This window comes from Micromonospora sp. NPDC047730 (genome assembly GCF_043204765.1).
In the GTDB taxonomy this organism is placed as follows: Bacteria; Actinomycetota; Actinomycetes; order Mycobacteriales; family Micromonosporaceae; genus Micromonospora.
In genome coordinates this window covers 111,842-130,961 of record NZ_JBIDCU010000005.1, presented here as the reverse complement: position 1 = coordinate 130,961, position 19,120 = coordinate 111,842, and the positions used below count along the sequence as shown (strand labels likewise).

At 74.5% G+C, this 19,120-nt stretch carries 19 protein-coding genes and 1 pseudogene; 8 read left to right on the top strand and 12 right to left on the bottom strand.

What is annotated here, in order from left to right; genetic code table 11:
• Nucleotides 1-65: 65 nt before the first annotated feature.
• Entirely contained in the window at nucleotides 66-503 is a 438-nt protein-coding gene (locus ACGF5G_RS14660) for a VOC family protein (protein ID WP_393262849.1), read from the bottom strand.
• 1 nt (nucleotide 504) lies between these two features.
• Nucleotides 505-687: pseudogene (locus ACGF5G_RS14655) on the bottom strand (hypothetical protein); the annotation flags it as partial.
• 117 nt (nucleotides 688-804) lie between these two features.
• Between ACGF5G_RS14655 and ACGF5G_RS14650 the strand changes: the two are divergent.
• Nucleotides 805-1,764, top strand: a complete 960-nt coding sequence (locus ACGF5G_RS14650; RefSeq protein WP_393262848.1) for a helix-turn-helix transcriptional regulator — start codon at nucleotides 805-807, stop codon at nucleotides 1,762-1,764.
• Between the two features lie 67 nt (nucleotides 1,765-1,831).
• Here ACGF5G_RS14650 and ACGF5G_RS14645 read toward each other — a convergent pair whose 3' ends face one another.
• A complete protein-coding gene (locus ACGF5G_RS14645) occupies nucleotides 1,832-2,428 on the bottom strand; it encodes a flavoprotein (protein ID WP_393262846.1) in 597 nt (198 codons plus the stop codon).
• Nucleotides 2,429-2,671: 243 nt separating this feature from the next.
• Nucleotides 2,672-3,964, bottom strand: coding sequence for an exo-beta-N-acetylmuramidase NamZ domain-containing protein (locus tag ACGF5G_RS14640; protein ID WP_393262844.1), 1,293 nt, complete (start codon nucleotides 3,962-3,964; stop codon nucleotides 2,672-2,674).
• Nucleotides 3,965-4,121: 157 nt separating this feature from the next.
• Here ACGF5G_RS14640 and ACGF5G_RS14635 point away from each other — a divergent pair, with 157 nt between their 5' ends.
• Nucleotides 4,122-4,472: a DUF2203 domain-containing protein gene (locus ACGF5G_RS14635; RefSeq protein WP_393262842.1), complete on the top strand. Its 351-nt coding sequence runs from the start codon at nucleotides 4,122-4,124 to the stop codon at nucleotides 4,470-4,472.
• Between the two features lie 103 nt (nucleotides 4,473-4,575).
• On the opposite strand, the gene ACGF5G_RS14630 is transcribed toward ACGF5G_RS14635, so the two are convergent.
• Complete coding sequence (locus tag ACGF5G_RS14630) at nucleotides 4,576-4,794, bottom strand: heavy-metal-associated domain-containing protein (protein ID WP_357693223.1); 219 nt, start codon at nucleotides 4,792-4,794, stop codon at nucleotides 4,576-4,578.
• Nucleotides 4,791-5,240, bottom strand: coding sequence for a nuclear transport factor 2 family protein (locus ACGF5G_RS14625; RefSeq protein ID WP_393262839.1), 450 nt, complete (start codon nucleotides 5,238-5,240; stop codon nucleotides 4,791-4,793). Before ACGF5G_RS14625 ends, ACGF5G_RS14630 begins: the two co-directional genes overlap by 4 nt.
• Nucleotides 5,241-5,322: 82 nt before the next feature.
• On the opposite strand from ACGF5G_RS14625, the gene ACGF5G_RS14620 reads away from it, so the two are divergent.
• Nucleotides 5,323-5,913, top strand: a complete 591-nt coding sequence (locus ACGF5G_RS14620; RefSeq protein ID WP_393262836.1) for a TetR/AcrR family transcriptional regulator — start codon at nucleotides 5,323-5,325, stop codon at nucleotides 5,911-5,913.
• 92 nt (nucleotides 5,914-6,005) lie between these two features.
• On the opposite strand, the gene ACGF5G_RS14615 is transcribed toward ACGF5G_RS14620, so the two are convergent.
• Complete coding sequence (locus ACGF5G_RS14615; RefSeq protein ID WP_393262834.1) at nucleotides 6,006-6,680, bottom strand: NADPH-dependent F420 reductase; 675 nt, start codon at nucleotides 6,678-6,680, stop codon at nucleotides 6,006-6,008.
• Nucleotides 6,681-6,882: 202 nt separating this feature from the next.
• Nucleotides 6,883-7,377, bottom strand: a complete 495-nt coding sequence (locus ACGF5G_RS14610; RefSeq protein ID WP_393262831.1) for a glutathione peroxidase — start codon at nucleotides 7,375-7,377, stop codon at nucleotides 6,883-6,885.
• A 165-nt stretch (nucleotides 7,378-7,542) separates the two neighbouring features.
• Here ACGF5G_RS14610 and ACGF5G_RS14605 point away from each other — a divergent pair, with 165 nt between their 5' ends.
• The 4 genes from ACGF5G_RS14605 to ACGF5G_RS14590 all read left to right on the top strand — a co-directional run bounded on the left by ACGF5G_RS14605 (nucleotide 7,543) and on the right by ACGF5G_RS14590 (nucleotide 12,365).
• Nucleotides 7,543-9,129, top strand: coding sequence for a glycosyl hydrolase family 18 protein (locus ACGF5G_RS14605; RefSeq protein WP_393262828.1), 1,587 nt, complete (start codon nucleotides 7,543-7,545; stop codon nucleotides 9,127-9,129).
• Between the two features lie 235 nt (nucleotides 9,130-9,364).
• Complete coding sequence (locus tag ACGF5G_RS14600; protein WP_393262826.1) at nucleotides 9,365-9,847, top strand: hypothetical protein; 483 nt, start codon at nucleotides 9,365-9,367, stop codon at nucleotides 9,845-9,847.
• Nucleotides 9,848-9,934: 87 nt separating this feature from the next.
• Nucleotides 9,935-11,341 (top strand): class II 3-deoxy-7-phosphoheptulonate synthase, encoded by a 1,407-nt coding sequence (locus ACGF5G_RS14595; RefSeq protein ID WP_393262824.1) that lies wholly within the window; start codon nucleotides 9,935-9,937, stop codon nucleotides 11,339-11,341.
• Nucleotides 11,334-12,365: a threonine aldolase family protein gene (locus tag ACGF5G_RS14590; RefSeq protein WP_393262823.1), complete on the top strand. Its 1,032-nt coding sequence runs from the start codon at nucleotides 11,334-11,336 to the stop codon at nucleotides 12,363-12,365. Before ACGF5G_RS14595 ends, ACGF5G_RS14590 begins: the two co-directional genes overlap by 8 nt.
• Before the next feature lie 157 nt (nucleotides 12,366-12,522).
• Here the strand turns inward: ACGF5G_RS14590 and ACGF5G_RS14585 are convergent, their stop codons facing one another.
• On the bottom strand, nucleotides 12,523-13,416 hold the full coding sequence (locus ACGF5G_RS14585) for a deoxyribonuclease IV (protein WP_393262821.1): 894 nt from the start codon (nucleotides 13,414-13,416) through the stop codon (nucleotides 12,523-12,525).
• Between the two features lie 22 nt (nucleotides 13,417-13,438).
• Complete coding sequence (gene pknB / locus ACGF5G_RS14580; RefSeq protein WP_393262819.1) at nucleotides 13,439-15,433, bottom strand: Stk1 family PASTA domain-containing Ser/Thr kinase; 1,995 nt, start codon at nucleotides 15,431-15,433, stop codon at nucleotides 13,439-13,441.
• 164 nt (nucleotides 15,434-15,597) lie between these two features.
• Between pknB and ACGF5G_RS14575 the strand changes: the two genes are divergently transcribed.
• A complete protein-coding gene (locus tag ACGF5G_RS14575; RefSeq protein WP_393262817.1) occupies nucleotides 15,598-15,990 on the top strand; it encodes an Rv2175c family DNA-binding protein in 393 nt (130 codons plus the stop codon).
• Between the two features lie 190 nt (nucleotides 15,991-16,180).
• Here the strand turns inward: ACGF5G_RS14575 and ACGF5G_RS14570 are convergent, their stop codons facing one another.
• Together ACGF5G_RS14570 and ACGF5G_RS14565 are read right to left on the bottom strand one after the other, a co-directional pair.
• Nucleotides 16,181-17,263, bottom strand: a complete 1,083-nt coding sequence (locus ACGF5G_RS14570; RefSeq protein ID WP_393262814.1) for a polyprenyl synthetase family protein — start codon at nucleotides 17,261-17,263, stop codon at nucleotides 16,181-16,183.
• Nucleotides 17,264-17,272: 9 nt separating this feature from the next.
• Entirely contained in the window at nucleotides 17,273-18,775 is a 1,503-nt protein-coding gene (locus tag ACGF5G_RS14565) for a transcriptional regulator (RefSeq protein WP_393262812.1), read from the bottom strand.
• Nucleotides 18,776-19,120: the final 345 nt, after the last annotated feature.

Genomic DNA, 19,120 nt, shown 5'->3' with positions numbered 1-19,120 from the left:
GACCGGCACGGACGGGTCCGGCGCGTCCGGACCGCGCCGATGTCGCCGACCCGCCGCGCGGCTGGTCAGTCGAGGCAGAACTCGTTGCCCTCGGGGTCGGCCATCACGATGTGACCGGCGCCGAGCGGGGGAGCGGGCTCGTGGCGCTGGAGCCGGGTGGCGCCGCGGGAGACGAGCCGCTCGGCCTCCGCCTCCAGGGCCGCCATCCGCGCGTCGCCCTGGAGCCCTGGGGCGGCCCGCACATCGAGGTGCACGCGGTTCTTGGCCTGCTTCCCCTCCGGTACCCGTTGGAAGAAAAGCCGCGGCCGGGAGCCCTCGGGGTCGACCAGCCCGGAGGCGTCGTTGCGGTTCTCGGGCGGCACGCCCATCGCCTCCAGTGCCTGCTCCCACGACTCGAAGCCCCCGGGCGGGGCCTGCAACTGGTAGCCGAGGGCCTCGGCCCAGAACGCCGCCAACCCGGCCGGGTCGGCGCAGTCGAACGTGATCTGTACGTCGCGGGCCATCTCAGCTCGCCTCCAGTCGGGTCTGCTGGCCATTGTGCAGGTAGAGGTCGCGGAGCAGGCACACCTCGGCCAGATGGTGGATCAGCTCGCGGTTGACGTGCAGCACCAGCGCTGCCAGGGGACGCTCGAGCACGCCGACGATCACGTGCCCGAGTCGCCAGGCGATCGTCGTGACCGGTGGCGGGTTCCGTGCCAGGCGAGCTGATCTCGGAGGAGGAGATTCCAGGTCTGGTCGGTCATGGTCCCAGCCTGCCATGGATAGCGGACAGGATCGTTCCGCGATCTGTGGAACGATGAACACGTGACCGTCGAGGCGACGACCGAGCGGGTGCTGCGGTTGCTGGCGTTGCTGCAGCACCGGCCGTCCTGGACCGCCGCCGAGCTGGCCGCCGAGCTGGGGGTCACCGACCGCTCGGTGCGCCGCGACGTGGAGCGGCTGCGGGCGATCGGCTACCCCGTGCACGCGACGGCGGGCGTCGGCGGCGGCTACCAGCTCGGCGCCGGCACCCGGCTGCCGCCACTGCTCCTCGACGACGAGGAGGCGATCGCGACGGCGGTGTCCCTGCGGCTGGCGTCGGGGGGCACGGTCGCCGGGGCGGGCGAGGCGGCGCTGCGGGCGCTCGCGAAGCTCGACCAGGTGATGCCGCCCCGGCTGCGCGCCGAGGTGCGGGCGGTGCACGGCGCCACCGAGACCCTGGTCGGCCCCGGGGTCGAGATCGACCCGGAGCTGCTGGTGACGCTCGCGCGGGCCTGCCGCGACGCGGTGCGGGTGCGGTTCCGTTACGCCGGCCGCGACGGCGGGGAGCGCGAGCGCACGGTCGAGCCGGTGCGGATGGTCGCCACCGGCCGCCGCTGGTACCTGATGGCCCGGGACGTCGACCGCGACGACTGGCGCACCTTCCGGCTGGACCGGATGCGCGAGGTGACGGCGACGACCTGGCGCTTCCGGGCGAGGGAGCATCCGGACCCGGTCGCCTACGTGCAGCGGTCCGTGACCGAGGCGCCGTACCGGTATGTCGCCCGGGTGCGGGTGCACGCCCGGCCCGACCGGGTGCGGGAGTTGGTGCCGCCCCAGGTGGGGCGAGTCGAGGACGATCGCGACGGGTGGTGCGTGCTCGTCGTCGGCGGGGAGAACCTGGACTGGCTCGCCGTGCACGTGGCCCGGCTGGGCTTCGAGGCGGAGGTGCTGGAGCCCCCGGAGCTGCGGGAGGCCGTCGCCCTGCTCGCCCGGCGCCTCACCGCGATGGCCGGGACCGGCTGACGCCGGGCATGACGGCCTTTCCCGTGGGCGGAGGGCGCCGGCGCCCACCGCACGGGTCCGTGGTGGATCAGCCGGACCGGAGCGCCAGGTCGTCGGCGCGGTGCGCCCGGCCCGCGCCGGCCTGCGCGGGGACCTGGGCGAACCGCGTCCAGGCGGAGACCACCTGCTCGGCGGCGTGCCACGGGAAGGGGGCGCTGACCTCGTCCGCCGCCTCGGTGGCCCCGATGACCGTCACGCCCCAGTGCCGCAGCCGCGCCAGGCTCTCCAGGAAGGCGGGGTGCCGGGCGAGCGCCGGCTCCGGGGCGGGCACGACGAGGACCGGCAGGCCGACGGCGGTCGCCTCGTTGAGCAGCCGCAGGGCCAGGTTGTCGTTGAGGCCGTACGCCCACTTGTTGACCAGGTCGAAGCTGGCCGGCGCGACCGCGTAGGCGTCGGCCGGCGGCAGCGGGTACAGCGTCTCCGGCTGCTCCTCCTCGTGGACCGGGTGGCGGGTGAGGCCGGCGATCGCGGCCCGGTCGATCGCGGCCGTCGCGTCCGGGGCGGCGATGACGTGGACCTCCCAGCTCAGCTCCTGGCAGGCCGCGACGAACGGGGTGAGTCCGGCGACGGGCTCGGCGCCGCAGACCACGAGGTGCAGGACAGGCGATCGTGACTTCCCGGGCATGACGCTCCTATCGGCGTGACGTGTCCCGCGCCAGTCGTGGCGAGATGCCGCCGGTCGTGCGGCGGGACGTCGATCGCCTGCGTCACCGGCGATCTCGCCGATCGAGTGGCTCCGGATGTCCGTGGGGATCCCGAGAGCCGAGGGTATCGAGCCGGTCACCGACGTGAGCCCGTTTCCGGTGAACCGGCCGGACCGGCGGCGGCGGGCCGCCGAACAGCTGAGCGCCGGGTCAGCCGGATATCCCTAGTAGAGCAGGTGGGGCGCCCGCCGCCGGTCGAACTCGGCCAGCTCGTCGGCCCAGGCGCCGACCACGTCGGCCACGTCGGCGCCCGCGTCGATCATCGTGCGTAGCCGCGGCGATCCGGTCAGCTTGTCCACCCAGTACGGTCGCACGGCGTCCCACGAGTCGCTCCGCCACGCGAACGCCGGGTACTTGCGCGCCTCCACCAGCATCGCGACCGCCGTCCGGATCGGGTCGTACGTCGCCCGGTCGACGACCTTCACCTCCACCCCGGCGCAGAGCTTGTTGAGCAGTGCCGGCTTCTGCCCCGCCGCCGTCGGCGTGAAGTACGCCTCGCGGAACTCGACGCCGGGCAGGTCGCGCGCGTTGAGCCGGTCGGACCAGTGGTAGTCGAAGTCGCCGGCCAGGCCGCCGATCAGCTCGAACGGCCTGCAGGTGCCCCGGCCCTCGGTGAGCGAGGCGACGCCCTCGAACAGGCCGGTGCCGGGATAGACCAGCGCGGTGTCCGGGGTGGGCATGTTCGGGCTGGGCATCACCCAGGGCAGGTCGGTGTCGGCGGCCAGCCTGTCGCGCTTCCAGTGCCGGCACCGGACCACGTGCAGGTCGACGGGCCGCCCCGCCGCGGCGGGCAGGAACTCCGCGTTGAAGAACCCGGCCAGCTCGCCCACGGTCATCCCGTGCTGCTGGACGATCTCCTTCAGACCCACGCCGGAGGTGTAGGCGGGCGTCATCATCGGCCCGTAGGCCCGGCCGCCGACCGGGTTCGGCCGGTCCAGCACGACGTACCGCTTGCCGACGCGGGCGGCGGCCACCATCGAGGTGTACATCGTCCAGATGTACGTGTAGAAGCGGACGCCGACGTCCTGGATGTCGAAGACGACGGTGTCGACACCGGCCTCGGTGAACATGGTCTCCCACTTGGCCTGGGAGGCCCCGTACGCGTCGTAGACGGTGATCCCGGTGCGGGCGTCGACGCCGGTGCCCTCGCTGCCGCCGGCCTGCGCCGAGCCACGGAAGCCGTGCTCGGGGCCGAACGCCGCGGCCAGCCGTACCGCGCCCGAGGCGTGCATCAGGTCGACCAGGTGGCGGTAGGACGCGTCCACCCCGGTGGGGTTGGAGATCACGCCGACCCGCTGGCCGGCGAGGTCCGCGAAGTCGGACCCGACGAGGACGTCGAGGCCGGTCTCCACGCGGCGGATGCCGGGGACCGCGTTGCCGGGCGTGCCAGGGGCCGCCGCCGCGACCGCGCCCGCGGTCACCGCACCCGCACCGGCCAGGAACTTCCTGCGCTCCATGTCGACCTCCCGTCGGTTGCGTCGAAACTTAGCTACGCATTGATGCCCCGTCAAGGAAGGTTAGCTACATGGCGGGAGGCGGTGCGGACCGCGCGCGAAGCCACGGGCGCGGCGGCGTCCGGCCGGCCGCCCGCGCGTGGTGCTCCATACTGGCCCGGTGTTCACCCTCGCCCAGGCCCGTCACCTGATCGCCACGCTGCGCCCGCGCGTCGACGAGCTGATCCGGCTGCGGGCCGACCTGGCCGAACTGCGCGCCGACCTGGCCGACCGGGGCGCCAGCCCGCTCGGCGGACGGGCCGAGGCCAAGGGGCTGGAGGCCCGGCTGCACGCCCTCGTCGAGGAGCTGCACTCCCACGACATCCAGGTCAAGGGCATCGCGCCGGTGCTGCTCGACTTCCCGGGCGAGCGGGCCGGCCGGCCGGTGCTCTGGTGCTGGCTGGAGGGAGACACCGACGTGCGCTGGTACCACCGCGTCGAGTGCGGCTTCGCCGGCCGCCGCCCGGTCTGACCCGGCGGCGCAACGGCCAGGTCCACCACCCGGTCGGCGGCCTTCCGGGCCGGCGCGGGGTGCCGCGCGCCGGCCGCCTGCCCCGCGGGGATCGCCGGGCGGGCTACTCCGGAAGTGGGTCGGTGAGCTCGTAGCCCGCTTCCTCGACGGCGGCGCGCACCTCGGCGACGGCGAGAACCCTGTCGCTGGTCACCGTGACCGTGCCGGCCTCGACGTCGACCGCCACGGCGGTGACGCCCCGCAGGCGCTCGATCTCCTCGGTGACGAAGGCCGCGCAGTGCCCGCAGGCCATGCCACTCACGGCCCAGGAGGCGGTGGTCATGCCGACTCCGTCGGCAGGTCGCGTGCCCGCGGTGCCGGCTGGCCCGGAGCGGGTTCGGGATCGGCGGGCACGGTGCGGGTGAGCATGTGCGACCGGCGCATCCGACCGTCGGGGGTGAACTGTCCGAAGAAGTGCACCTCCATGGCGAGGGGCCGCTTCGGGTTGTCCACGTGCAGCGTGTACCGCGCGGCGACGCGGTCCCCGTGCGCCAGTGCCTCGTGCACCTCGATGCGGCTGTCGGGCCTCTTCCTGCGCACCGGGCGGGTGTGCGCCACCAGCTTGTCGCGGTCCATCCGGTGCCCGTCGGCGACCTGGACGATGTCGGGCGTGTGGTAGCGGTCGACGATCAGCCCGGCGTCCTCGTCGCTGCCCAACAGGTCGGCGGTGAAGGAGGTGAAGAAGTCGGCGATGAACTGCTCGGGGTCGGTGTCAAGGCGTGGACGCATGGCGCTCCCGTCTCGTGGCGCGGGGATAACTCTTACAGCTTGTAAGATATGGACGCCCGGCAACTTTGGCAAGATGTAAGAGATGACCTCGTCCCCGAAGCGCCGCGCCGACGCCCTGCGGAGCAGGGCCGCCGTCCTGGACGCGGCCGTGCGGCTCCTCAGCACCCACCCCGACGCGAGCGTCGAGGCCGTCGCCTCGGCCGCGGGAGTGACCCGGCAGACCGTCTACGCCCACTTCTCGTCCCGGCAGCAGTTGCTGGCGGCGGTCCTCGACCGGGTCACCGAGGAGGTCGTCGCCGCGATGGACGCCGCCGACACCGACACCGGGCCGGCCGCCGACGCGTTGCTGCGCATGCTCGACGTCAGCGCCCGCGAGGCCGGGAAGTGCCGCGGCCTGCTCCAGGCGATCAGCGCCCTGCCGGTGAGCCCGCAGGCCGACCAGGAGCGTCACGCGCCGGTCGCCGACCGGCTCGGGCGGGTGGTCCGGCGCGGCCAGGAGGCCGGCGAGTTCGACGACCGGCTCCCGGCCGACTGGTTCGTCGCCGTGGTCGTCAAGCTGGGCCACGCCGCGAGCGAGGAGGTCGACGCCGGCCGGATGTCCGAGGCGGACGCGACGGCGGCGCTCCGCACCAGCCTGCTCCGCGTGCTCGGCGCGCCCACCCCACCCGGGTGAGCGGCACTTCCGGCGGTGGCCATCCGGGGACGACCGCCGGCACCGCCCCGCTGGTCGGTGCCGGTCGGCGTCCGTTCACCGCCGCGGCGTGCTCAGCGGGTGGCGGCGGCCAGGGCGGCGCGCACCGTGGCGGCGTCGGCCGGCGCCTCGCGCTCCCAGTTCGCCGGGTCGGCCGAGTAGATGGTCCCGTACGCCGGCGTGTCCGGCTGGTAGCGCCAACTCTCGGCGAGCGTCCCGGCGTCGACGGCGTCGTAGCCGATCCGGTCGAGGAAGGCCGTGGCGTCGGCCTTCGCGCCCGCGTCGTCGCCGCCGACCGGCAACGCGCTGCGGTCGGCGGCGCCGGCGGGCCGGGCCAGCGCGTGCAGGTGCTTGAAGAAGATGTTGTTGAAGACCTTGACCACCCGTGACCGCGGCAGGTGCCGCTGCAGCAGCTCGCTGCTGGTGACCGAGCCGGCGTCGAGCTCGGGGAAGGTGCCGTCCCGCTCCGGGTAGTAGTTGTTGGTGTCCAGCACGACCTTGCCGACCAGCGGCTCGACCGGCACGTCCCGGTACGCCTTGAGCGGGATGGTGACGACCACCAGGTCGCCGGCCTCCGCCGCCTCCGCCGGGGTGGCCGCCCGGGCGCGCGCCCCCAGCTCGTCGACGAGGTCCTTGAGGGTCTCCGGGCCGCGCGAGTTGCTCAGCACCACGTCGTAGCCGGCGGCCACCGCCAACCGCGCCACCGTCCCGCCGATGTGTCCACTGCCGATCAGTCCCACAGTTGTCATGTCGGTCCCCAACTCCGTTCGTTGCGGCCGTATTCCCTATCGGTGCGGTCGACAATTCCCGCCGTCGCCGCGCTGGCGGCGGGGGCGCGGCCGGCGGCGGCGACGGGTGGCCCGTACGCCCAACGTACCGCCGACCGTGGTCCGGCGGACACGGAGCGGCACGTTCCGTCCACGGGGGAGCCGAGCCGGCGCCGGGTGGTGGTCAGGCCGCCGGGGGCAGCACCTTCTCGATCGCGGCGCGCAGTTCGGCCGCGTCGGGCTGGACGGTCGGCGCGAACCGGGCCGCGACCGTGCCGTCCGGCGCGACCAGGAACTTCTCGAAGTTCCACCGCACGTCGCCCGTGTGCCCCTCGGCGTCGGCGGTGCCCACCAGCGCGGCGTAGAGGGGGTGGCGGTCGGGGCCGTTGACGTCGACCTTCTCGGTCAGCGGGAAGGTCACTCCGTAGTTGACCTGGCAGAAGTCGCTGATCTCCTCGGCCGTGCCCGGCTCCTGGCCGGCGAACTGGTTGCAGGGCACGCCGAGCACCACCAGGCCGCGGTCGGCGTACTCGTCGTGCAGCGCCTGGAGGCCGGCGTACTGCGGGGTGAGACCGCAGCGGGAGGCGACGTTGACCACCAGCAGCGCGCGTCCGCGGTGCTGCGCGAGGTTCGCCGGGCCGCCGGTCAGGGCGTTGATGTGGGTGTCGAAGACGGTCATGGGCCGAGGTTACGCGCCGCCGCCGGGCGCGCCGCGGGGCCGGGTGGAAGCCGACCGCGCTCCCAGCGGGAATCGATACATGTACATCTTGACGAAGTGATGACGAAGTGAGTAGCGTCGCAGCATCATTTTGGAAAGTTTCCTAACTGTTTGGGGTGACGCCACATGAAGAGATCGCTCCGCCGGGCCCTCTGGATCGGCGCCGTCGTGGCGGTGACGGCCGCCACGGTCCCGATGGCCAGTGCGTTCGGCGCCGGCAGCGTGACCGCCGCCTTCACCAAGGTGCAGGACTGGGGGACCGGTCACGAGACCCGGGTGACCGTCACCAACGGGTCGAGTTCCTCGGTGAGCACCTGGCGCATCGAGTTCGACCTGCCGTCGGGCACCAGCATCAGCAGCTCCTGGGACGCGGATGTCACGCGCACCGGCGACCACTACGTCGCGGTCAAGAAGAGCTGGGCCGGCCCGCTCGCGCCCGGTGCCACCTTCAGCTGGGGCTACAACGGCACCGGCGGGTACAAGGCGCCGTTGAACTGCACGATCAACGGCGTGGCGTGCGGTGGCGGCAGCACCCCGCCGACCACCACCGCGCCGCCGACCACCACGCCGCCGCCCACCACTCCGCCGCCGGACCCGGGCGGCAAGAAGGTCGTCGGCTACTTCGCGCAGTGGGGCGTCTACGCCCGCAACTACCACGTCAAGAACATCCACACCAGCGGCTCGGCCGCCAAGCTGACCCACATCCTGTACGCCTTCGGCAACACCACCGGCGGCCGCTGCACGATCGGCGACAGCTACGCGGACTACGAGAAGGCGTACACCGCGGCGGACAGCGTCGACGGCGTCGCCGACACCTGGGACCAGCCGCTGCGCGGCAGCTTCAACCAGCTGCGCAAGCTCAAGAAGATGTACCCGAACCTCAAGGTGCTCTGGTCCTTCGGCGGCTGGACCTGGTCCGGCGGCTTCACCCAGGCCGCGCAGAACCCGGCCGCCTTCGCGGAGTCCTGCTACAACCTGGTCGAGGACCCGCGCTGGGCGGACGTCTTCGACGGCATCGACATCGACTGGGAGTACCCGAACGCCTGCGGCCTCACCTGCGACGCCAGCGGCCCGAACGCCTTCAAGAACCTGGTCGGCGCGGTGCGCGCGAAGTTCGGCTCGTCGGCGCTGGTCACCGCCGCGATCACGGCGGACGGCAGCAACGGCGGCAAGATCGACGCCACCGACTACGCCGGCGCCGCACCGCACCTGAACTGGATCATGCCGATGACGTACGACTACTTCGGCGCCTTCAACGCGCAGGGCCCCACCGCCCCGCACTCCCCGCTCTACTCCTACCCCGGCATCCCCCAGCAGGGCTTCTGGTCCGACGCGGCCGTCCAGAAGCTCAAGAGCAAGGGCATCCCGTCCAACAAGCTGCTGCTCGGCCTCGGCTTCTACGGTCGGGGCTGGACCGGGGTGACCCAGGCGGCTCCGGGCGGCAGTGCCACCGGGCCCGCACCGGGCACCTACGAGCAGGGCATCGAGGACTACAAGGTGCTCAAGAACAGCTGCCCGGCGACGGGCACCGTCGGCGGCACCGCGTACGCCAAGTGCGGCAGCAACTGGTGGAGCTACGACACCCCGTCGACCATCAACGGCAAGATGACGTACGCGAAGAACCAGGGCCTCGGTGGCGCGTTCTTCTGGGAGCTCTCCGGTGACACCGGCAACGGTGAGCTGATCGGCGCCATCAAGGGCGGTCTCGGCTAGGCCGCAGGCCGACGCACCACCCACACGGCGGGGAGGGACGACGCACCGGTCCCTCCCCGCCCGGCCGTGCCCCTGACACCCGCCCCGCGCCCTCGGCCGCCGGCGACCGGCGCCGCCGCCGGACGGGGAGCGGCGGCCCCGGACCGGTTCGGGCGCGGCGGACCGCCAGGCACGTCGGTCGATGTGACAGACTCGCCGCTCAACGGGCTCGATGTCCACGGCGACGGAGGTGGCGATGCGCGCGACGCACGGGAGGCTGGCGGCGGGCGCCGTACTGCTGGGAACCCTGCCCTTCGCCCTGCTCGGCTGCGGCATCGGCAACGAGGAGGACCCGGCGACCAAGCCCGGGCGGGCCCCGGCCGAGGAGGCCGCTGCCAAGTCGCGGGAGCGGGTGCAGGCGTACCTCGACGCGATGACCGCCAAGGACGTCGCGGCCGGCCGCAACCAGCTCTGCGCCGTCCTCCAGGAGGGCTTCGACGCCGCCGCGACCGGCCCGAACGGCGACTTCGCCGACCACTTCACCGTCCCCCAGGCCGAGATCACCGACATCCGCCCGGGCCCCCAGGGCCAGGAGGTCAGCACCACGGTCTCGGTCAAGGCCGGCTCCCGCACGGTCGCCCGGCCACTGCTGTTCACGGTCACCCGCGACGGCGCCGACTGGTGCATCGCCGCCGAGGCGCCGGGCGGCCACTCCCCGGCTCCGGCCGCGACGCCCTGACCTGCGCTCCGGTGAGTCATCTCTCACCTGCCGGAACCCTGCCCTCCGCCGGTCGGTCGCCCGGTCGGTCGCCGTACGCTTTCTGTCATGCGCCATGAGTGGCATCAGCTGAACCATCCCGCGGTGGGCAGCCCGGGGCTGCAGACCAGCCGCCCGACCATCGACTCCGCCGAGGACGCGGCCCTCGGCCTGGACCGCTGGCGGGAGCTGCCCCGCGCGCAGACCCCGCCGTGGCCGGACCCGGCCGGGGTCGCCGAGGTCTGCAAGGTGCTCGACACCGTGCCCTCGGTGGTGGCGCCCTACGAGGTCGACCAGCTCCGCCAGCGGCTCGCGCTGGTCTGCGAGGGCAAGGCGTTCCTGCTCCAGGGCGGTGACTGCGCGGAGACCTTCGCCGACAACACCGAGAGCCACCTGCTGGCCAACGCCCGCACCCTGCTCCAGATGGCGATCGTGCTCACCTACGGCGCCTCGCTGCCCGTGGTCAAGGTCGCCCGGGTCGCCGGGCAGTACACCAAGCCCCGGTCGCTGCCGACCGACGCACGCGGGCTGCCGGCCTACCGCGGCGACATGATCAACTCGCTGGAGGCCACGCCGGAGGCGCGGGCCGCCGACCCGCAGCGCATGATCCGGGCGTACGCGAACTCGGCCGCCGCGATGAACATGCTCCGCGCCTACCTGGCCGGCGGGCTGGCCGACCTGCACGCCGTGCACGACTGGAACAAGGGCTTCGTGAAGAACTCGCCGGCCGGCGAGCGCTACGAGGCGATCGCTCGGGAGATCGACCGGGCGCTGGCGTTCATCCGTGCCTGCGGGATGACCGACGACGAGGCCCTGCGCACCGTCACCCTCTACTGCTCCCACGAGGCCCTCGCCCTGGAGTACGACCGGGCGCTCACGCGGGTCTCCGACCGCCGGGCGTACGGCCTGTCGGGGCACTTCCTGTGGATCGGCGAGCGCACCCGGCAGATCGACGGCGCGCACATCGACTTCATCTCCCGCATCGCCAACCCGATCGGGGTCAAGCTCGGCCCCACCACCACCCCGGACGAGGCGATCGAGCTCTGCGAGAAGCTCAACCCGGACAACATCCCCGGCCGGCTCACCCTGATCAGCCGGATGGGCAACCACAAGGTCCGCGACGCCCTGCCGCCGATCGTCGCCAAGGTGACCGCCGCCGGCGCCAAGGTGGTCTGGCAGTGCGACCCGATGCACGGCAACACGCACGAGTCGTCCAACGGCTACAAGACGCGGCACTTCGACCGCATCGTCGACGAGGTGCTCGGCTACTTCGAGGTGCACCGGGGCCTGGAGACCCACCCCGGCGGCCTGCACGTCGAGCTGACCGGTGAGGACGTCACCGAGTGCCTCGGCGGCGCCCAGGGCATCGAGGACCTCGACCTGCCCGACCGGTACGAGACCGCCTGCGACCCGCGACTGAACACCCAGCAGTCGCTGGAGCTGGCCTTCCTGGTGGCGGAGATGCTGCGTGGCTGACGAGATCGTCGACCTCCGTTCCGACACCGTGACCCGGCCCACGCCGGGGATGCGAGAGGCGATGGCCACCGCCGAGGTCGGCGACGACGTCTACGGCGAGGACCCGACGGTCAACGCCCTCGAAGCCGAGGTCGCCGCGCTCTTCGGGCACGAGGCGGCGCTGTTCGCCCCGACCGGGTCGATGGCCAACCAGATCGCCCTGCAACTGCTGGTGCCGCCCGGCAACGAACTGCTCTGCGACGCCGACGCCCACGTGGTGACGTACGAGATCGGGGCCGCGGCCGCGTACGGCGGCATCTCCTCCCGGACGTGGCCGGCGGTCGGCGCGGACATCGACCCGGACGCGGTCGCCGCCATGATCCGCCCGGACGGCTACTGGGCGGTGCCCACCCGCGCGATCGCGGTGGAGCAGACCCACAACCGGGGTGGCGGCGGGGTGATCCCGCTGGCGACCCTGCGCGAGCTGCGCCGGGTCGCCGACGACGCGCAGGTGGCGCTGCACTGCGACGGCGCCCGGATCTGGCACGCGCACGTCGCCGACGGCGTGCCGCTGGCCGAGTACGGCGCCCTCTTCGACACCCTGTCGGTCTGCCTCTCCAAGGGGCTCGGCGCGCCGGTCGGCTCGCTGGTCGTCGGCAGCGCCGAGCAGATCGAGCGGGCCCGTTTCATCCGTAAGCGGATGGGCGGTGGGATGCGGCAGGCCGGCATCCTCGCCGCGGCCGGCCGGTACGCGCTGGCCCACCACGTCGACCGGCTCGCCGCCGACCACGCGAAGGCGGCCCGGCTCGCCGAGGCGATCGCCCCGTTCGGGGTGCTGGCCGGCGCGGTCCGGACCAACCTGGTGCCGCTGGACCTGACGAAGGCGCCGCTGGACGCGCACGCCCTGGCCGCCGCCGCCCGCGCCGAGGGCGTCCTCGTGTCGGTCCTCGGCCCTCGTGTCGCCCGCCTGGTCACCCACATGGACGTCGACGACGCCGGCATCGACCGGGCCGTCGAGGTCGTCACCCGCATCCTCAGGGGCTGACGCCCGGCGCGGGCACGCGGGGCCGAGCCGTTACGGAGGCCACGGCGCGTCCGGGATGCCCGGGCGCCTGGGGGGATCGCGGCGCGTGGGCCCGGGCCGCCGTGGGCGAACTCCGCCCAGCTCCGGCCCGTCCGGACCGGGGCGGACGGGCGACGTCTCAGGGGTGCAGGCGTTTGAGGGTGGCGATGTCGGCGGCGTGGCCGACGTGCTTTTCTGTCGGGGTCTCCACCACGATCGGGACGCCGGCGGTGGCCGGGTGCGCCATCAGCTCGGCGAACGCCGGCTCGCCGATGGTGCCCTTGCCGATGTTCTCGTGCCGGTCCCGGGTCGAGCCGCACAGGTCCTTCGAGTCGTTCGCGTGCACCAGCCGCAGCCGCCCGGCCCCGACCGTCGCCACCAGCGTGTCCAGCGTCGCGGTCATGCCGCCCTCGGCGGCCAGGTCGTGCCCTGCGGCCCAGGCGTGGCAGGTGTCGAAGCAGACCCCGAGCCAGGGATGGCCGTCCACCGCGTCGAGGTAGGGCCCGAGCTGTTCCACCCGGGACGCCAGCGATCGGCCGCCGCCCGCGCTCGGCTCGACCAGCAGCCGCGGGCCGCCCGCCGCCTCCGCCTCGTCGAGCAGCGGCAGCAGCGTCTCGCGGAGCTGCCGCATCGCCGCGTCGGCGTGACTCTCGTCGACCGCGCTGCCGGCGTGGAAGACCACGCCCTCGGCGCCGATCGCCCGGCCCCGGCGCAGCGCGTGGGCCAGCGTCTCCGCCGAGCGCTCGACCGTGTTGGCCGTGGGGGAGCCGAGGTTGACCAGCAGCGACGCGTGGATGAAGACCGGCATGCCCCGCTCGCCGCAGCCGTCGCGGAACAGCGTGTCCTGGGCCGGGTCGCCGGCCGGCAGCGCCCAGCCCCGCGAGTTGGAGACGTAGACCTGCACGACCTGCGAGCCGGCCGCGTCGGCGTACGGCAGGGCCGCCTTCGCCAGGCCGCCGGAGGTGGGCGTGTGCGAGCCGACCGGCCGGTGCTGCGCCGTCCCGTCCTGCGCCGCCGTCCCGTCCTGCGCCATCATCTCGTGGTGTCCGGCATCGTCACAGGCATCCGATGGTGACCTGGGTGCCCGGCGGCACCTGCGTGTTCTCCGGCGGGTTCTGGAAGCGGGTGATGCCGTTCGGGTTGAACTGGATCACCACCGGGAACTGCTGACTCTCCAGTACCTGCTTGGCCTGCTGGCACGGCAGGTCGATGACCCGGGGCACGGGGACCAGCGGCGGGCCCTTGCTGATCTCCAGCTTGACCTTGGCGCCCCGCTCCACCCCGGTGCCGTCCGCCGGGCTCTGCCCGAGGACCTCGTCCCTGGGCTTGTCGGAGTCCTTGTAGGTGGGCGGCTCGACCAGCACCAGGCCCAGCTGGGCGAGGATCGTCCGGGCCTCGGCCAGGCTCTTGCCGACCAGGTTCGGCACCGAGATCGGGGCCTTGCCCTTGCTCAGGATCACGGTGACCTTGTCGCCCGGCTTGGCCTCGGTGCCCACCTTCGGGTTGGTGTCCACCACGACGCCCGCGGGCAGGTTGTCGTCGTAGCGGGCGGTGCCCTTCGCCACCACCAGCTTCGCGTCGAGCAGATCCGCCTCGGCCAGCTCGAACTCCTTGCCGACCACGTCGGGCACCGGGAAACGCTCCGGCCCCAGCGAAAGGGTCAGCGTGATCGTGCCGCCCTTGACGATGCGGGTGGCGGAGACAGGATCCTGCGCCAGGACGGCGTCCTTCGGGACCTTCTCGTCGTAGCGCGGCTCGGCGTAGGCGAGGGTGAAGCCGGCGCGGGCGGCCTGCGCTTCCGCGTCGGCCTTGCTCAGGGTCACCAACTGCGGCGCCACCGTGTAGCGGCCGACCCCGAACCACCAGCCGCCCCCGGCGGCCACCAGGCCCAACACCACCAGGGCGGCGATGACCGCCATCCGGCCCCGTGGGTCGCCCATCACCCGGCCGCGCAGCGCGGACAGCCGCGACCCCAGGCTCTCGTCCTCCTCGGCCGCGGCGGCCCGGCGACGGCCCGCCCGCGGAGCGCCGCCGTCGGGCAGCCGGGCCCAGGCCGGCCGCTCGACCGGCTGGACCGCCGCCACCACCATCGTCGGCTGGGACACCGCCGGTTCGTCGGCCACCCGGCGCAACACGGCGGTACGCGTGTTCGCGTTGCCCAGGTCGTCCCGGGCCACCTGCACCTCGGCCAGCAGCGCGCCCGCGTCGGTCGGCCGGGCGCCCGGATCACGCCGGGTGGCCCGGGCGACCAGGTCGTCCAGCACCTTCGGCAGGCCGGGCACCAGCGTCGACGGCGCCGGGACGTCCCGGTCGACGTGCTGCCAGGCGACGTCGACCGGCCGGTCCCCGTCGTAGGGCACCCGGCCGGTGAGCATCTCGAACAGCACGATGCCGGCGGAGTAGACGTCGGTGCGGGGGTCGGCGTGCCCCTCGGTGACCAGCTCCGGGGCGACGTACGCGACCGTGGCCATCAGCTGGTTGCCGTTCTCGTCGTCGGCGCTCGCCTCGACGGCCCGGGCCAGCCCGAAGTCGGCGACCTTGACCACGCTGTCGACGAGGTTGCCCGTGCCGCCGGTGGGTGCCTCGGCGACCAGCACGTTCTCCGGCTTCACGTCGCGGTGCACCAGCCCGGCCCGGTGCGCGGCGGCGATCGCGGCGAGCATCTGCTCGGCGATGGCCAGCGCCTCGTCGGGGTCGAGCCGGCGCCGCTCGGCGAGCACGTCGCGCAGGGTGCGGCCGCGGACGTACTCCATCACCAGGTAGGGCAGGCCGGCATGGGTGCCCTGGTCGTAGACCGCGACCACGTTCGGGTGGGTCAGCCGGGCGATCGTCTTCGCCTCGTCGGTGAACCGCGCCACGAAGCCCGCCGCCTGGGCCTGGGTCTCGGGCGCCTGGGACGGATGAATGATCTTGACCGCCACGGTGCGCTCGAGGCGCTCGTCGGTGGCGGTGTACACGGTCGCCATGCCGCCACGAGCCACGCGACCGCGGATGCGGTAGCGCCCGTCGATCAGCGAGCCCAGCAACGTGTCGGCGACCTGTGTGTCCATCGGCAGGGAGTCTATGTGCCCGGAGGGTGAAGGTTGAACAGGATGGTACAGCCGGGCTACGACGGGAGCCTTCCCGTCGCGCTCGCGCCGCCTGTCCGACCTGCTCAGCCACCTCATCGGGGTGCCGTTGGTTTCGGCCGGCCGGGGCATGGCAGGGTGGTCGGGTGACCGACTCCGTACCCGCCGACCGGGCCGTGCCCGCCCCCGAGACCGCCGGCCCCGCCGACGCCGCCGACTGGCTGACCCTGCCGGACGTGGCCGAGCGCCTCGACGTGTCGATCAGTAAGGTCCACCAGATGATCCGGGACCGCGAGCTGATCGCGGTGCGCCGCGACGGCGTCCGCCGGATCCCGACCGACCTGGTGGCCAACAAGACCGTGCTCAAGCACCTGCCCGGCGTGCTCAACCTGCTGGCCGACGCCGGCTACGACGACGAGGCCGCGCTGCGCTGGCTCTACGAGCCGGACGAGACCCTCCCCGGCGCCACCCCGGCGAAGGCGCTCGCCGGCGACCAGGCCCGCGAGATCAAACGCCGCGCCCAAGCCCTCGGCTTCTAGCCCGCCCCTCCCGCCCCCTCCCCGCCCTCCACCCCCGCGATCTTGCACTTTGTGTCCCGGCATTTCCGGGCACACGGGACAAAACGCGGGCCGAACGTGCAAGATCGCCGGCCGGCCGGCCGGGTCTGGGCAAGTCGACCGCAGGGCGGCGTGGGTGGGCTGGGGACGGGGCGGCGTGGGTGGGGCGCGGTCAGTCCGTGCGGCGGGTGGCGGCGATGGCCAGGTCGACCAGGGACTGCCGGGCCTCGGTCTCCAGGTCGACGGTAGCCAGCGCGGACAGCGCGGTGTCGGTCAGCGCGGCGATCCGCTGCTCGGTACGCGCCAGCGCGCCGCTGTCACTGATCATCTCTCGCAGCCGGGCGACCCCGGTCTCGTCCAGCCCGGGATCGCCGAGCCCGCCGAGCAGCAGCTCGCGCCCCGCCTCGTCCGTCGCCTCCAGGGCCGCCGCCACCAGATAGGTCCGCTTGCCCTCGCGCAGGTCGTCGCCGGCGGGCTTGCCGGTCTGGGCCGGGTCGCCGAACACCCCCAGCACGTCGTCGCGGAGCTGGAACGCCTCGCCCAACGGCAGCCCGTACCCGGAGTACGCCGCCACGACCTCGGCCGGCGCGTCGGCCAGCGCGGCGCCGAGCAGCACCGGCCGCTCGACCGTGTACTTCGCCGACTTGTAGCGGGCGACCTTGCCGGCCCGCTCCAGCGAGGTGTCGCCCGTGGCCTGGGTCAGCACGTCGAGGTACTGGCCGACGGTGACCTCCGTGCGCATCTCGTCGAAGACGGGCCGGGCGCGGGCGACCGTGCGCGGGTCCAGCCCGGAGGAGTGCAGCAGCTCGTCCGACCAGACCAGGCAGAGATCGCCCAGCAGGATGGCCGCGGCGTCGCCGAAGCCGTGCGCGTCGCCGCCCCAGCCGGCCGCCTGGTGCCGGGCCGCGAACCGGCGGTGCACCGCCGGCTCCCCGCGCCGGGTGTCGGAGCGGTCCATCAGGTCGTCGTGGATCAGCGCGCTGGCCTGCACGAACTCCAGCGCCGCGAGAGCGGTGACGACATGGTCGGAGTCCACCCCGCCGGCGCCCCGGTAGCCCCAGTAGGCGAACGCCGGCCGCAGCCGCTTGCCGCCGCCCAGCACGAACGCCTCGATCGCCTCGGCGACCGGCATCAGGGCGTCGTCGACGCCGGTCATCCAGGTGCGCTGGCCGGCCAGGAACTCGGCCAGGGCCTTGTCGATCCGTTGACGCAGCCCGGCACGGTCGACCGGGGAAACGGGAGCAGCGTGGGTCACCCCACGACGCTAGCCGGTCGGGCTCGACCCCGCCGCACCGCCGGGGGCCCGACGCGCCGAACGCGTCGCCGGACCCCGTCGGCCGCCCGGTCCGGGCGGCGACCCAGGGCGGGGCAGGTACGGGCCGGCCGTCGCGACCAGCGCCCGGTAGCGCCGGACGGCCGGCTCGTCGCCGTGCCCGGCCAGCCGCCGCCGCACCTCGGCCAGGTGGCCCAGCGCCCGGGGCGACCCGGCGCGGACCGCGTCGAGCAGCGCCTCGCCGGCCACGGCGCAGGCCCGCTCCACCTCGCCGAGCTGGAGGTAGCCGCGGGCCAGCCAGCCGCCGTAGATCGCCGAGGTGCGCGGGCGACCGGGCTGCCGGACGGCGTGCAGCGGCGCCTCGGCCGGGCGCGGCCGGCCCAGCGCGACCAGCGCGCGCCCGGCCATCGCCGCCAGCTCCAGGCTGTCGAGCCAGTAGAGCCACGGCGGCTCCCGGCCCGGCTCCGGCGCGTCGGTCACGCGGCGGGCCGCCTCGAGCGCCTGCCGCGCCGCCCCGGCCCGACCCCCGGTCGCCGCCGCCAGCGCCACCCGGTGCAGCAGCAGGGCGCGCAGGCCGGGGGTGGCCCACGGCCGCGCCCCGGTGTACGCCGCGCGGGCCAGCACCAGCGCGCCCTCCGGGTCGCCCACGCCGGCGAGCAGGTGGCTGGCCGAGCCGAGCACGTGCCCGGCGAACGCCGGGTCACCGGCGGTCGCGGCGGCGCGCAACGCCAACCGGTAGGCGTCCAGCGCGCCGGCCGCGTCCCCGGCATCGGCGGCGAGCCAGCCGGCGAGCTGGGCCGACTCGGCCAGCTCGGGCAGCAGCCGGCGGCGCGCGGCCGGCCCGCACCCCGCCAACGCCCGCACCGCCCGCCGCAGCCAGTGCGCCCCGAGCCCGGCCAGGTCGGCCCCGCCGGCGAGGTCGTCGAGCCGGCGCAGCTCCGCCAGCCGCACCGGCCGGGCACAAGGCCGGGCCGGGTGGGGCCCGGGGCCCTCGGCCACCACCGGAGCCGCCGGCCGGGCCGGGACCCGAGGCGGTGCGCCGGACCCGACCGGGAGGTCCCGGTCGTCGGCCGGTTGCCCGGACCCGGCCGGGCAGGTCTCGGCGTCGCCCGGGTCGTCGGTCGGTCGGGCGGGCGCGCCGGGCAGCAGCGCGGCGCGCGGGTCGACCAGCCAGCGCTCGGCCAGGGCGAGCAGCGCCGCCCGGGACCGGGACCCGCCGAAGGACGGCGGCGGACCGAGACGCCGGGTGCGGGCCGCGGCGTCGGCCAGCAGGTCGAGCGGCACCGCGAGGACGACGGCGAGCCAGCCGAGCCAGAACTCGCCGGGGACGCGCAGCTGCCGTTCCCACCGGGAGACCTCGTGCCGGCTGAGCGTCGGCACCCCGGAGGCGGCGCAGAGCTCGACCGCGAGCCGCAACTGGCTCCAGCCCCGGGCCAGCCGGAGCTGGGCTAACAGCGGCCCGAGCAGCTGCGGAGCGGGTGGGGGCGGCGTCATCGGTCCTCCGGGCGGGGCGTCGGCGCGGGCGGCGGCGCAGGCCCGGACGGGACCCGTGCGTCACCGGTGGAAGGCTGACCCCCGCGCGTGCCCCCGACAGGTCGACCTCCGGCCGGCCCGCCCCGCGCTACACCATGACTACTCCGGGGGTACGACGCTTTCCGGCCCCGGCCGGGCGGACCCGGGGCCGCTCCGCGCCGGCGACCCGTCTCCCGGCAGGCGGGGCCGGGAAGTGGTCGGCGCCCTGCGGCTCGGACACCGCCCCCGCGCGGACCGTTCGGCCCCCGAACCGCAGGGCGGGGCGTCGACCGGCGCCGGCCGCCCGGTCCCGGTGCGGTGGGGGCG

Coding starts and splice junctions, on each gene's coding strand:
- ACGF5G_RS14660 (WP_393262849.1), bottom strand. CDS start 503: ATGGCCCGCGACGTACAGATCACGTTCGACTGCGCCGACCCGGCCGGG.
- ACGF5G_RS14645 (WP_393262846.1), bottom strand. CDS start 2,428: ATGCCCGGGAAGTCACGATCGCCTGTCCTGCACCTCGTGGTCTGCGGC.
- ACGF5G_RS14640 (WP_393262844.1), bottom strand. CDS start 3,964: ATGGAGCGCAGGAAGTTCCTGGCCGGTGCGGGTGCGGTGACCGCGGGC.
- ACGF5G_RS14630 (WP_357693223.1), bottom strand. CDS start 4,794: ATGACCACCGCCTCCTGGGCCGTGAGTGGCATGGCCTGCGGGCACTGC.
- ACGF5G_RS14625 (WP_393262839.1), bottom strand. CDS start 5,240: ATGCGTCCACGCCTTGACACCGACCCCGAGCAGTTCATCGCCGACTTC.
- ACGF5G_RS14620 (WP_393262836.1), top strand. CDS start 5,323: ATGACCTCGTCCCCGAAGCGCCGCGCCGACGCCCTGCGGAGCAGGGCC.
- ACGF5G_RS14615 (WP_393262834.1), bottom strand. CDS start 6,680: ATGACAACTGTGGGACTGATCGGCAGTGGACACATCGGCGGGACGGTG.
- ACGF5G_RS14610 (WP_393262831.1), bottom strand. CDS start 7,377: ATGACCGTCTTCGACACCCACATCAACGCCCTGACCGGCGGCCCGGCG.
- ACGF5G_RS14605 (WP_393262828.1), top strand. CDS start 7,543: ATGAAGAGATCGCTCCGCCGGGCCCTCTGGATCGGCGCCGTCGTGGCG.
- ACGF5G_RS14600 (WP_393262826.1), top strand. CDS start 9,365: ATGCGCGCGACGCACGGGAGGCTGGCGGCGGGCGCCGTACTGCTGGGA.
- ACGF5G_RS14595 (WP_393262824.1), top strand. CDS start 9,935: ATGCGCCATGAGTGGCATCAGCTGAACCATCCCGCGGTGGGCAGCCCG.
- ACGF5G_RS14585 (WP_393262821.1), bottom strand. CDS start 13,416: ATGGCGCAGGACGGGACGGCGGCGCAGGACGGGACGGCGCAGCACCGG.
- pknB (WP_393262819.1), bottom strand. CDS start 15,433: ATGGACACACAGGTCGCCGACACGTTGCTGGGCTCGCTGATCGACGGG.
- ACGF5G_RS14565 (WP_393262812.1), bottom strand. CDS start 18,775: ATGACGCCGCCCCCACCCGCTCCGCAGCTGCTCGGGCCGCTGTTAGCC.